Annotated in this window: 9 protein-coding genes; 7 read left to right on the top strand and 2 right to left on the bottom strand. The window is 44.3% G+C overall.

Annotation, left to right across the window (positions count from 1 at the left end; all coding sequences use genetic code 11):
- Positions 1-279 (bottom strand): DUF6266 family protein (locus tag AC06MN_RS09775; protein ID WP_475672187.1); only part of this gene is annotated, 279 nt, incomplete at its 3' end.
- Positions 280-621: 342 nt separating this feature from the next.
- Here AC06MN_RS09775 and AC06MN_RS09770 point away from each other — a divergent pair.
- Positions 622-1,182 carry a thermonuclease family protein gene (locus AC06MN_RS09770; protein ID WP_475672186.1) on the top strand — a complete coding sequence of 187 codons (561 nt, stop codon included), beginning with the start codon at positions 622-624 and terminating at the stop codon, positions 1,180-1,182.
- Between the two features lie 180 nt (positions 1,183-1,362).
- Complete coding sequence (locus tag AC06MN_RS09765) at positions 1,363-1,689, top strand: M15 family metallopeptidase (protein WP_475672185.1); 327 nt, start codon at positions 1,363-1,365, stop codon at positions 1,687-1,689.
- Between the two features lie 3 nt (positions 1,690-1,692).
- Here AC06MN_RS09765 and AC06MN_RS09760 read toward each other — a convergent pair whose 3' ends face one another.
- On the bottom strand, positions 1,693-2,118 hold the full coding sequence (locus AC06MN_RS09760; protein WP_475672184.1) for a hypothetical protein: 426 nt from the start codon (positions 2,116-2,118) through the stop codon (positions 1,693-1,695).
- Positions 2,119-4,105: 1,987 nt separating this feature from the next.
- On the opposite strand from AC06MN_RS09760, the gene AC06MN_RS09755 reads away from it, so the two are divergent.
- The 5 genes from AC06MN_RS09755 (at position 4,106) to AC06MN_RS09735 (ending at position 12,376) form a co-directional block, all read left to right on the top strand.
- Positions 4,106-4,270, top strand: coding sequence for a hypothetical protein (locus tag AC06MN_RS09755; RefSeq protein WP_475672183.1), 165 nt, complete (start codon positions 4,106-4,108; stop codon positions 4,268-4,270).
- Between the two features lie 918 nt (positions 4,271-5,188).
- Positions 5,189-6,742 carry an RNA-binding domain-containing protein gene (locus tag AC06MN_RS09750; protein WP_475672182.1) on the top strand — a complete coding sequence of 518 codons (1,554 nt, stop codon included), beginning with the start codon at positions 5,189-5,191 and terminating at the stop codon, positions 6,740-6,742.
- A 316-nt stretch (positions 6,743-7,058) separates the two neighbouring features.
- Positions 7,059-8,084: a helix-turn-helix transcriptional regulator gene (locus tag AC06MN_RS09745; RefSeq protein ID WP_475672181.1), complete on the top strand. Its 1,026-nt coding sequence runs from the start codon at positions 7,059-7,061 to the stop codon at positions 8,082-8,084.
- 57 nt (positions 8,085-8,141) lie between these two features.
- Positions 8,142-11,159 carry an ATP-binding protein gene (locus tag AC06MN_RS09740; RefSeq protein ID WP_475672180.1) on the top strand — a complete coding sequence of 1,006 codons (3,018 nt, stop codon included), beginning with the start codon at positions 8,142-8,144 and terminating at the stop codon, positions 11,157-11,159.
- Positions 11,160-11,170: 11 nt separating this feature from the next.
- Complete coding sequence (locus tag AC06MN_RS09735) at positions 11,171-12,376, top strand: hypothetical protein (RefSeq protein ID WP_475672179.1); 1,206 nt, start codon at positions 11,171-11,173, stop codon at positions 12,374-12,376.
- The last annotated feature ends 329 nt before the right edge of the window (positions 12,377-12,705 follow it).

The following is a 12,705-nucleotide window of genomic DNA, read 5'->3' as shown; positions in this document are numbered from 1 at the left end:
AGTGACGGCGTTCTTGAGGATGTAGCTCATGGCGGCATTGAAAGCGCTCTGCTTCTGTGCGTGGCTCTTGTAGCCGACCTTGATGAATGACATGATTGACTGAAGGAAAGCGAGGACAAGGGTGAACTTGTTTCGCTGGTTTGTCTGACCTTCGGTCTTAGGATTTTTGATTGACTGGGCTTGCCCACGCATGTAGGCGATGCCTTTCCAAGAAGAGCCGATGACTGTACCGACTTTTCCGCTGAATCCTCCGAGGATTCCTTGTTTGATTGTACCCATAGTGGTAAATTAGTTTGGTTAGTAATTTAGTTTGGTTAGAGGCTGTAAGCCGTAAGCTGTAAGCAATAAGCCGCAGGCTGTAGGCTTTCAGGCCGAAAAAAAGAGTACTCTTGTACCTTGCCCAAGGCCAATGAGGTGCGCTGTTAGCGGAATGAAATGGATGTTGTGGCTATCATGGCAGCTTTTGGTTTTTGGGTTTGGTGCTGCAAAAATAGTGATTATTTTGATATATGATAGAAATTATCTATAGAAACAATAGATATTATAGATAAAATAGATTGAAATTGCTAATTTTGCGGTGATTTTCAAGAACCAAAGTAATAACTAAAACCAAAATCAGAGATGAAACGAATGATTTTCATGTTGATGCTGCTGGCGGGATGCCGTGCGGCATCGTTCAGCCAACGGAGTTTTGATGTCTGTATGCAGGTGACGCGCGTCATCGACGGCGACACCTTTGAGGGGCATCTGTTTTATAGGGTTGAGCCGGAGCGCACTGGCCAAAGCCAGGGCGGAGGCGAAATGTGGGTGCAGCAGATGACGCTGTCACGGGTTAGGATTAGCGGCATCGACGCGCCCGAGCGTGGCCAGTTTTTCGGGGATGTTGCGACCTGTCACCTGAAATGGCTTGTGGAGGGTCGGAAGGTTGGTTTGGAGATGTCGAAGGTGGACGCATACGGCCGATGGGTTGCGGTGGTGTGGAGCGATGGGCGTGATGTGGGCGGCGAGATGCTGAAGGAGGGCTTGGCGTGGTATCGTGAGGAGTATGGCCAAAATCCTGCGTATTCGCGCCTCCAGTCTGATGCGAAGATGGCTGGCCGAGGTCTTTGGACTGATGGCGATGCCATCGAGCCTTGGAAATGGAGGAAGATGAGCAAATGGGAGCGGGATGCGTGGCGGTGAGTGTTAAAGTGGGAAGTGAAAAGTTGAGAGTGGAAAGTTGAAAAGTGAAAGTTGAAGATGGTTCAAAATTGTTCAAAAAAGGGTCAAGATTAAGCCGAAATCGTTCACAAATGGTAGAAATTAGAACAAAAAACTGAAATTATGGAACTTTCGAAGAAATCAATGGAACGGCTGGAGGGCGTGGATTCACGCCTGAAGGCGGTGGTGCTGAAATGCGCCGAGGACTGTCCTTTCCCGTTCAATGTGTCCGAAGGACTAAGAACGGAGGAAAGGCAGTTGGAAATGTATAAACTTGGGAAGTCGAAGACGCTACAGTCGAAGCATCTTGACGGGTTGGCGGTTGACTTGTACCCGCTGACGATGGACAGGAAGAAGGTTGATTGGGATGGGTTCGGACGGCTTGCAGATCTGATGTTCAAAGCTGCTGATGCCGTCGGTGCCAGGATTGTCTGGGGCGGCAACTGGATGCGGTTCGTCGATAAGCCGCATTTTGAACTGGTGTGTTAGTTTTTAGTCAAGCCATGAAAACCAATCAAAATAGTAATGGGTTGTCATCATAAAAAATAAAACCAAAAAGATTGCAAAAGGAACGAGAATGTAGATTGCTAGAATGAGATTTAGGGCATGGTCGGATATATGGCAAGGCTCGTCGATAATTTTGTCTTTTTTTTGCATGATGCCTAGATAGATTGCAATTCCGATAGAGATGGCGGCAATTCCAATAAAGATATAGCATACTGTCATAACGCTGCTGCGTTCAAAAGGTGGATAGTTACCTAAAAGAGGTGGAATTAAAACAATAGATAACGCGCACCACAAGATAAGCCATATTCCTACCATTTCACCTTCTCTTCCAATGGTGGTCCTTCGCCACCATGGTGAACTAGAATTGTATTTGCACAAAAGGAAGGTCAATCTTCTAAGAATCTTAAACATCGGTTCGATTGTTTGAATTTGTTTCGGTGCAAAAGTAGCAATTTGTTTTATGAGAATGAAAAGTTGCAACCTTGCAGCTTTGATTATTGGAGAAAAAGTCCGTGCAATAGCATGGACTTTTCTTTTTTTTGCTGTCGTTTAGAAAGGGTGGCGGGTGGGGACGCAAGGTGGGTGGAGGCGTGCGCTGGGAGAAAAAAACGCAGGGGGAAAACAGCCTTGAGCCTACTTCCAAACAAAAGAGACCGAAAGAGAGACAACGGAACTTTGGGAGAAACTTCACCACGGAGACGTGCGCCCCGTCGCGCCCGGGAGCCCGACCCCGCCCACAGGGGTCCGCGGACTGAGGAACGAGGGAGCGGCGGGGGCGGTGCTTCCTTGCGCGGCGAACCGCTGGAGGCCTGGCACCAGGTTGGGTCGTGGGCAGAGGTGGCAGGCAGTAGGCGGTGAGAAAACCCGATGCGCTTTAGCGCTCCGACAAGTGACCGCGGGCGGGCGACCCAGCAGGGGCGCTGAACAAAAGGCGCGGTGCCGCCTCCCTGAAGATATGCGCGAAGCGCACCTTAGAAGGGGGTTGCGGGGGCGGCACAGGAAGCGCCGAGCGAACGACCAGAAGGCGAAAGCGGTTGGCAATGGAGGCGGCGACCGCTCGCTGGGAGCACCGAGCAAGGAGGAACGACGCAGCGGGTTGGAGCGCAGCAGCGAAGGGCGACGGCGGTGTCTGCCAAGGGCGGCGACATAAAAAAGCGCACGGCTTCAGGGTTGGGCGTAGCGTTTGCGCCGCTCAGCATTTTTTTATATCGCCGTGCAATTTACCCTTGGCAGCACCATTGCAACCGCAAGAAGACTGACGGGAGAGAACACCGCTTTCCCCCTGCGTTTTTTTGTGCGGTTGGTTGTGCGTTGGGAAATACCGCTTTTCAAAAAAGGCAGGGATTGTGTGTTTTGCCACTACTTAAAGGGTGGTTGGTGGGGTTGTGGATGGGGATTTGTGTGTTGGGGTTACAGTTCTTATAAAGCAGCCGACTCGTTTTGTTTTTTAAAAGGTAGGGACTTGGAAACATTAATAGAAGGGTGAACTTTTATATTCGCCACAATTATATCGACGGCGATGTTGCAGATGAGGGAAATTCGGCTGGAGGCACGGAGGCCGTACTTCCCTCATCTGCGTTATCGACGGCGATAAGGAAAGGCATGTGTGAAGCGGCAACGGCGGGAATTGTTGACCCAACAAAGGAACGACTTGGGTCAGCAATTCCCATTGTTGCCGCTGGGCTTGAATAAAAGGTAGTGCTTTGTTTTCAGTGAAAAACGAGGCGGATGCTTTACTGATTCAGTGTGTGTTAAGGTGGTTTTTGGAAGTGTCCGGATAACCACGAATTTTCAAAGAATGGGCCAGTGAGGGTGTCGAACCGATTTTGCCCTGAATAAAAGGAGAAATTAAGGAAACAATGATAGAAGGATAAACTTTTATATTTACCACAATCATATCGGCGGCGATGTTGCGAGTGAAGGGCGTGACGCTGGGGGCACGGAGGCGTCACCCCCTTCGCTCGCGTTATCGGCGGCGATAAGGAAGGGCATGTGTGAGGGCGGCATGTCTTGAAAAGGTTTGAACCCAACAAAGGAACGACTTGGGGGGCAAGCCTTTTCAAGTTTTGCCGCACGGACTTTAAAAGAATGAAAAAGTGTTGTTCTCGGATAGCAAAATCGGGGCGACACCCTTTTCAGAATTAAAGAAAGAAATCTTTAAATTGCTGATGGACTTTGTTTGAAGTTGGGGCGCGGCTGAGGGCTTTGGCTGCGGTTCAGATGGTAGTGGCGTGATTAAATGCGATTGACTAAGGGAGCGGAAACGGAGGATTGGCGATGTGCCTGGCAGGATTGTTATTGGAGGTAGTTGCACGGTGGTTGACGGCTTGTGCTGTGTGTTGGGGTTTCGGGCAATGCAGGGTTGGGAGGCGTTGTCTGGGCGAAGCGTAGATGTTGAGTGTCGTCCGCTGGAGGCACGGAGGCTGTCGACACCCAACATCGAAGCGAAGAACAGGCTCGCCGTTGCGTGGGTTTGCCCGAAACTTTGGGTGGGAGAAGCGCATGCCGTCAGCCGCCGTTGGTGATGATGAAGCGACCGAAATTCAGACAAGAAGCGTGGTAAATGGAAATGCAGCAGCGGAAGCCCTCAGCTTTGGTTTGTGCGGCTGATGGGATTTACACGATGTGGAAGCAGGGGAGAGGCCGATGGACTGTGGAGATGGAAGCGTCTGAAGCGTTGCCGTAATGGAAGCAAAGCAACCTGAGCGCGGAGGAGGAACGATGCCGCGATTAGATTGCCTTGCTGCAATGGAGGCGTTAGCGAAGATCGCTGGAGGCGTAACAGGACAAGGCTTTGGAACTGCTGGAACACCTTGATGGGGTTGGGAAAGCCTCTCCCTAAATCCCTCTCCAATGGCGAGGGACTTTCAATTGAGGTAGGAATGGCAGGAACTAAAATGCGGTGGTGTGCCTGGTTATAAATCACAATCTTCAATGCGGGGAATTGCGCAAGCGCTGGGAGGGGCTTGGTGGCTGCTTCGCCATTTTTTGAAAAACTTTTTTGCGGTGCTTCGGCTTCGCTCAGCAATCAGTTTTGATGCGGTGTGGTAGTTGGCGAAGCAGGCACGGGAGCGACAGCGGACCCCCGGACATAGCGACCCGACGCCAGTTGCCACAAACTTTAAAGAAAGTGATGGGTGTCGTTTTAACGATAATCGTTCGGAACGTGTAGTAGTGACTGGCGGCGGGATGCGCCCAAGAAAATAGAAATAGAAAAACGGAGTTCTTATTGTGCTTGCTTTTTTGATAAATGTTTGAATTTGAATATAGTATAAAAGTTGTATTTCTATCTATGCACTTGAAAAATCATCAAAATTTCAAAGGTGCGATGCGTAATGAACATTCCGTAATGGATGGTGAAATGGCTCTATAATGCATTTTTAAGTAATCACATGAATTCTATCGTAGCGACGAATATTTTATAGGGTGATTTCATGTGTATGTGGAAAGTAAGTCTTATTTTTGCAAAAAATCTTGAAGGATGAAGGCGAAACTTGATGGCATATATGGTTTGTTGCATAGCACCGAAGGTACTGTGGTAGAGTTTAAGACGGCACGGGGTGGATTTCCGCAGTCGTTTTGGGAAACATTTTCGGCTTTCGCGAATACTGATGGCGGCGTGATTGTGCTTGGCGTAAAAGAGAAGGGCAAACAGCCTGTGGTTGATGGATTGACGGAAATGGAAGCCATAGACCTGAAAAAGAAGTTTTGGGATATGGCTCATAACTCGCAGAAGGTGAATGATCCTTTGCTTGAGGATAAAGATGTACATGTAGAAGAGATTGCTGGAGAAGGTTGGGTGTTGATTTGTGAGGTTCCGAGGGCTTCATTCAATAGAAGGCCAGTGTTCCTGAATGGACGTCCGTATGGAAATACATACAAACGCAGACATGAGGGTGACTATCTGTGTACTGATGATGAAGTGCGTCAGATGTTTGCCGATGCTAACTTGCAACACGGTTCTATGGATGCGCGTATCCTGAAAGGTTATTCGTTGGATGATATTGACCTCGATACTCTACATAGTTACCGTAAGGCATACAATGCCCGTCATGAGAATCATCCGTGGTCGGATTTGTCGGACATGGATTTTTTGAAGAAGGTTGAGGCTTGGCGAAAAGACCGTGAGACTGGTGAAGAGGGTTTTACCGTGGCTGGTATCATGATGTTCGGTAAGACGCAGAGCGTGACCGACCAGCAGTGTGTGCCGTGGTTTTTCCCCGACTATCGTGAACATCTTGACACGGTGGTTGGAGAACGGTGGAGTGACCGCATTTATCCCGATGGCACTTGGGAAGCGAATGTGTATCAGTATTTCACACGAGTGTTTCGCAAGTTGGCGCAGTTGCTGCCTAAACCGTTCCGCATGGCCGACGATGGGATGACAAGATTGGAGTTTACCCCTGCTCATATTGCGGTTAGGGAGGCGTTGGCCAATGCTTTGATACATGCACAACACAATTCAATGGGTAATGTGGTGGTGGACAGTTGGATTGACAAAATAGTGATTAGTAATCCTGGTTCGATGCTGGTGAGTGTGAGTGAGTTTTACGAGGGCCAGCATAGTGTTTGCCGCAATCCGCTATTGCAGAAGATGTTTGTTTTTATCGGCGTTGGCGAGAAGGCAGGAAGTGGCGCGGATGTGATTGTGAAAGGATGGGAGGACCAGAAATGGACTAAGCCCGTGCTGAGTGAGCACATAGAACCTGAGAGGGTGGAAATGGTGATGGAAATGTTTAAAGAAAAAAACATAGAGTCTGAGCCTGCAGGCAAGGAGCTGGCAGAGAGTTGGCAAGGAGTTGGCAAGGAGCTTGGCGTGGACTTTCAAATGTTGGAGCGCATTGCTGGGTACTGCAAGGTGCCGAGGTCACTGGCGGAGATTGCCGACTATCTGGGGCTCTCTGACCGATATAAGATGAAAAAGAAGTATATCGACCCTCTGTTGGGGAGGTATTTGGAAATGACGCTGCCTGAAACTCCGAACAGTCCTGCTCAGCGTTATGTTCTGACGGAAGAGGGTCGGGGGATGGCGTAATAGTTTTGTTGCATTTTGGGATGATTTTGATTCAGGGAACTAAACAACTTTGGACTTCTAGAGTGGTTTAGTTTTTGCCTTTCTTTTTCCTAATTTTATTCAGCAGTTTAATATCTTCTTTTCTTTTATTGGTGTCCGCTAAAAGTTTAGCGGATTACCAAACTATCTATTTTTCTATTGTCCGGTTACAGGCTTTGTCTCCATTTTTATCGGACACCAATATAATCAAATAAATATTTTTGGGTTGCAAGGTTGCTTTGTGTGATGTGATGTGGGAAAATGTTTATTTTTGTAGGTTCACTCAAAAATGGTAATTATGCCTGTAAACAAAAATGTTTTATTGCGATATAGGGTGCTGGATAGGTGCCTGAGAAATGCTCATCGAGAATATGATGCGAAGGATTTGCTTAAGGAATGTAATAAGGAACTGGAGGCCGCTGGCTTTACCCCTGTGAAGTTGAGGACAATTTATGATGATTTAAAAAAACTTGGTGAGGAACCTTATAATGCTCCTATTGAGAAATTGCCTGGTTATGCCAATGAACATGTTTTTAGGTATGAGGATAGTAGTTTTGTCTTGCCATTGGTGACGCTTGACAAGGATGATAAAGAGTTGCTTCATAAGACGATAGAAATGCTAAAGGCATACGATGGAGTGCCTCAATATCAATGGGTGACGGCTTTGCTGGCACAGATTGAAAATGGAAATGGAGTGAATGAGATGCGAAGGTATGTTGAGTTCCAGAACAACCCGGACTTAATGGGCATTGAGCATTTTCAAACTCTGCTTGGGGCTATTATGGAAAAACAAGCTTTGCATGTTGTTTATAAGCCATACGGCAAGGAAGACATCGCAATGAATCTTTACCCATATTATCTGAAACAGTTTAATGATAGATGGTATTTGGTTGCTAGAGTTCAAGGCTATGAAAGTTTGACAGTACTGGCCATTGATAGGATAAACAGAATAGAACTGCTTCATGTCGATTTTGTTGGGACGGATGCCGATATGGAGGAGTTTTTTGACAATGTCATTGGCGTGACAGTTTATGAAAACAAACCTGTTCAGGAAGTCCGTCTAAGGATTTCGGAGAAGCGTTATCCTTATATAGAGACGAAGCCATTGCATTGGACGCAGACTGAATTAAAAGGAGAGTCAGGGAACGGATGGCGTGTGGTTCGGTTGCGTGTGAAGGTGAATAATGAACTTGAAGCGGCTATTCTGTATTTTGGTGATGATGTGGAGGTGCTTGCTCCTGAATCGTTGAGGAAGCAAATAGGAGAAAGAATAAAGTGTTTGGCAAAAATGTATGGCTTTGCGGATACTTTGCAAAGTGAGTGAATACTTTTGCAGCCGATTTAGGAATTGTTATTGTTTAACCAAATTAAGTTGTTGCTTATGACTAAGATTTTATCTTCACAGTTGGAACCGGAAATGATTATTGGCAGAGCCTTGAAGCAAGGCGAGACGTTGGTGCCTTTGAGAAACCTTATATCTATTATCCATAGTGAGGTTGAGGCCGAGGCCGTTGGTTATTTTATTCTGAATAGCTGTTACACCAAGAATTACAAGGAAAGCCTTTTGACATACGAGGATGATGTTGACGATAAAAAAAGGTTAGAGGCTTTGCGTCATGGGCCAGCAAAACGCGTCCCGTGGCGTAATAATATTTGTTTGGCGAGAATTGACTCGAACTATTATCCAAGTGATGGAATTCATATCGTCAACATTGAAAACAATGAAGGCATTTTGATAGCTGGTTCGACAAAGTTTAATGAAGATGAGACTTTTGTTGGAACAGTGCCTGATGATGAATTGCCTATTCATTGGGAAAGAAGAGGCACTTGTCCGAAACTTTACACCTATGGTGATGCTTTTGTGTTCCAAAATATCCGACCTGATATTATCAATACTCAATATTTGCTTCGTGCTTTGACATCGGATGAGGTGAATGTGCAAGTGGAAAATATTTACAAACCTACATGTACAAAAGGAACGGTTTGTTACACCGAAGAGGATTTCTTATCTTTGGCGATTCCTGTGCCGAGTTTAGAGGAACAAAATTTCCTGGTGGATCTTGACTATAATCACATCAACAGTTCTGATTGTAAGATGGCTTTGAAGAAATATCTTCGGGTTAGAATGAAGAATGTTGAAATCATTGATGCCAAGATGGAATTACTTTCCCTTTTATATAGGTATGCAGGGGGGGCTGATGAAAAGGTTTCTAACAGTTTGCCGATTTTTTGTGATGGTATACTATCGGAAAGAGAAATGCTTGTAATCAAGCATTTTTCAAAAGATGTCTTCGAATATATTTTCACTCCGTTAATTGGTTCTAAAAATGATTTTTTTGATGTTCCTAACGAATTATCTGATTTCATGTTCAATTTATTGAATTTGAATGATGGTGGCAAAGAGGTCGTGTATAACCCATTTGCGAAATTTGGCTCTCTAGCACAGCATGATGCGATATTTGAAGGTGAGGAAAATGATGAAAAGGCTTGGGCGGTAGCCAAAGCAAGATTGTGTATTGCCGGTATAGAGAATAGTTTGACATTGGGAAATCCTTTGGATGATAATGGGAAGAGGTATAAGTACATTCTAAGCATGCTTCCATATTTAAAGCAGGGAGAAGTGTCGTTGGAGTACATTATTTCAGCCCTTTATGAAAAAATGGAATTGGGCGGCAGGATGGTTGTTGGTGTACCGTTTAGTTTCCTAAAAGGGACTGATAGACTTGGAATTAGACAAAGGCTCTTGAAAGATGAGGCATTATGTGAAATTTATGTCTTACCAGATTATTTGATGAAACCAGCTACAGCAGTTCGTCTTGCTGTACTTGTTATAAATAAAGGAGGGACAAACTATCATGGATACGATAAGGTTCGTATGATTGATTATTCTTTTGCGAAAAAGTTAAACTACGAGGGAAGTGGGGTTAATGTTGCCTTTGATTTTAAAGCTGCTACAGAGGCGTTTGAGCAATATTGTCTTGGATTTGAAGACAGAAGTGGCTTAAGTGTGGTTGAAATTCCTTTTGCACAATTGTTGGATACGTCTTTTGAAAGAGAATATGTGATAAATCCTCTCGTCTATTTTGCAACATCTCGGATTAAAAGAAAAAAGAAAGATGCAAATTTTGTCAGATTGGGAGATTTGGTCGAGCTGAATCATGAAAACAGGGCTACTGACCCTATGAGAATCGTTGATTTAGCATGTTTTCCAAAAGAAGGTATAATTTTGGAAAGTGACTTTGAGAAATTGCCATTGACAAGTCCTGTAGGTCCTTGTAGAATATTGAATTGTGATGGTTTGTTGCTTTCAGGTGTAAAAAGGGGATTGAAATGTATTTGTTTCAAACGCAACGATAAGTTTCCTGTTGCTTATTCCAGTGACCGAATTTTTTCTTTAAAGTTAAAGTCTAAAAATGTAGGTCTTGAATTTTTAGCATGTGAGTTAAACGGAGCTGATTATGTTAATGAACAGATAGATGCGCTGACGGCTGGTAGTGTTTTGCTAAGACTTCGTTCTTTTGAGTTGATGAATATTTTGGTCGATGTTCCTTCTCTGGAAGAACAGGTAAAAAGAGTTGAGTCATATAAATCTGCCGAACTTGACAGATTGCTTGGAGAAAAGGGACGGGAAATCAAGATGCAGCATGAGGATTTTGTTCGTCGCGTGAGAAGCAGAAAACATGCCATAGGCAATGTTATGGGTGAAGTTGTTCCGGCGTTTGATGGATTGGTTGACTGTTTCAATGAACATGGAGGCAAATTGACTGAATCAGATTTGGTTTGGAAGGGTTTTGACGACACAGTTGGCTCTGTGATTGCCAAGTTGCAGAAGGAGATCTGTAGAGTGGCTGAGATGGTTTCAAACATGACAAATGCGGTTGATGTCGAATTTGGCACTCCTGATGAGTTTGTGGTAAAAGACTTAGTGGAGGATTATATCAGCAGCCATGTCTTCAACAGATGCACTGTCAGGATGAATTATAACGAAGAAGCATTTGCTGAGGCTTTGGGTGAACGTAATGAGGTCGCTATAAAAGTTTGCAAGGATGATTTCAATAAAATCCTGGACAACATTGTGACCAATGCGGTAAAGCATGGATTTACAGATGAAGGGAAGACATACTATATTGAGTTTGATGTCGCTCCGACAATAATTAATGGTTGTTTGGCTGTCGGAATATCTGTTCGCAATAATGGAAATCCATTGCCAAAAGGAATGACGGTAGAGAAGGTATTTCAAGAAGGCCAAAGTACTTCTGGCAGTTTTGGCATTGGAGGATGGTTCATTAAGAGTGCAGTTGAACAATTTGGAGGGGAGGTTGACATGAATTTGTTTGACCCTGAAGAAAATGATTTTTCGATTGAATATGTTTTGAAGTTTCCAATTAGTAATCTTTAACTTTAATAGATATGATGCATAAAGTCTTATGGATTGATGATGAATTAAATCAAGGCAGTTTTATCAGACAAGCAACCAAGTATGACCTTGAAATAGAACAGGTTGAGTGTTATTTTGATGGCATCAACAAACTGAAATACGGAAAGACTGCTTATAGTGCGGTTATTCTTGATGTGAACTGCAAGTATAAGTCGGATGAGGAAGTGGCATCTGTTGAGGCAATTCGGGAGCATTTACATGAAATTACCGGATATTGTGAAAGTAAAGACGAAAGACTTGTTCCTTGGTTCGTTTATACGGCTGGCACAGGTGATGCTGAAGGTTATGTGAATAGTTTGAGAAAGAATAAACCGTGGGACGATGTCGCCTATTACAATAAGGGTGATGACTATAAGTTGCTTTTTGAGCATATTCAAAATGCAATTGAAAAGGTGCCTTTGAATATGATTCACAAAAAATATGAAGTTGTGTTCAGTGTCTGTCCAGACAAGAAAGATGAATTGGAGCGCGTGATGTTGGCCGTTGAAAACAACGATTTCAAGGATGCTTCGACTTTCAATGATATGAGGAAAGTTTTGGAGTGGGTAAAAAAGAAGCTGGGAAATTTAGGTTTTCTTAGAGAAGATGTTAAGACTTTGCGTGATGTGTCTTATTTCATGAGGCAAATTAGCAAAAAAGATGCTCAATTTGTTCCGGAGTATATTAGCGGCTCTTTTTATTACGTAGAGGGAGCATCGCAGAATGGAAGCCATGGGGAAGATGACAAAGAGCCTGGTGCGGAGAACAACTTGGTCGTTGATAGGGATGTTAAGACTGGCCGTGCGCCTTATTTGCTGAATGGCGTATTTTATTCGTTGCTGACCTTGATTAATTGGTTGGGGAGTCTGTCGAATGAGGCTGGCGATGTTGAAGAAAGACGGAATAAAGTGCTGGCCATGAACATACCTTTCGACAAGAAGGATGGCAAAAAACAGGATGATACTGACCGTGAAGAAAGTGCGAGTAAGGCGATTGAGTTTCCTGAATACGAAGGGAAGGAATTTGTTTTAGAACAGGAAGATGGCATTTTGCATTGTGGGTATTGCTGTGTGCATGAAGCCCATGTGGGTAAAGTTGGAAAGGCTGTCCGTTTGGAAAATGTTGTTCCCAACACTTGGAAAAATAAATATGAGAAGTATAAATGCTTTGCAAAGAAAGTGACTGTTGTTGGAGAGTGAATCGAATTATTGGGGAAAGGCATCTTGAACTTTTAGTCGGATTGGGGGCCGTACTGACGTGCTTTCGTGTTAACGATGGTTTTTTTTCGTGTGACTCAAAAATAAACAAATAAATATTTTGGGGTTGTAAGGTTGCTTTGTGTGATGTGATGTGGGAAAATGTTTAATTTTGTGGGTTCTTTATTAATAGGGCTGTTCTATAAATTAACTTACTAATAATTAGTTATTTAGTTTGATATTTCAGCAGGAAATCGTACCTTTGCAGTAGAAATCATACGGAATCATGCAGAAAACTACTACATACCGCAAGCCGATGGGCGAGAACCTGT

This window comes from Candidatus Limimorpha sp., from assembly GCF_056203535.1.
This window is presented reverse-complemented; position numbering and strand designations above follow the sequence as displayed.

Coding starts and splice junctions, on each gene's coding strand:
- AC06MN_RS09770 (WP_475672186.1), top strand. CDS start 622: ATGAAACGAATGATTTTCATGTTGATGCTGCTGGCGGGATGCCGTGCG.
- AC06MN_RS09760 (WP_475672184.1), bottom strand. CDS start 2,118: ATGTTTAAGATTCTTAGAAGATTGACCTTCCTTTTGTGCAAATACAAT.
- AC06MN_RS09750 (WP_475672182.1), top strand. CDS start 5,189: ATGAAGGCGAAACTTGATGGCATATATGGTTTGTTGCATAGCACCGAA.
- AC06MN_RS09745 (WP_475672181.1), top strand. CDS start 7,059: ATGCCTGTAAACAAAAATGTTTTATTGCGATATAGGGTGCTGGATAGG.
- AC06MN_RS09740 (WP_475672180.1), top strand. CDS start 8,142: ATGACTAAGATTTTATCTTCACAGTTGGAACCGGAAATGATTATTGGC.
- AC06MN_RS09735 (WP_475672179.1), top strand. CDS start 11,171: ATGATGCATAAAGTCTTATGGATTGATGATGAATTAAATCAAGGCAGT.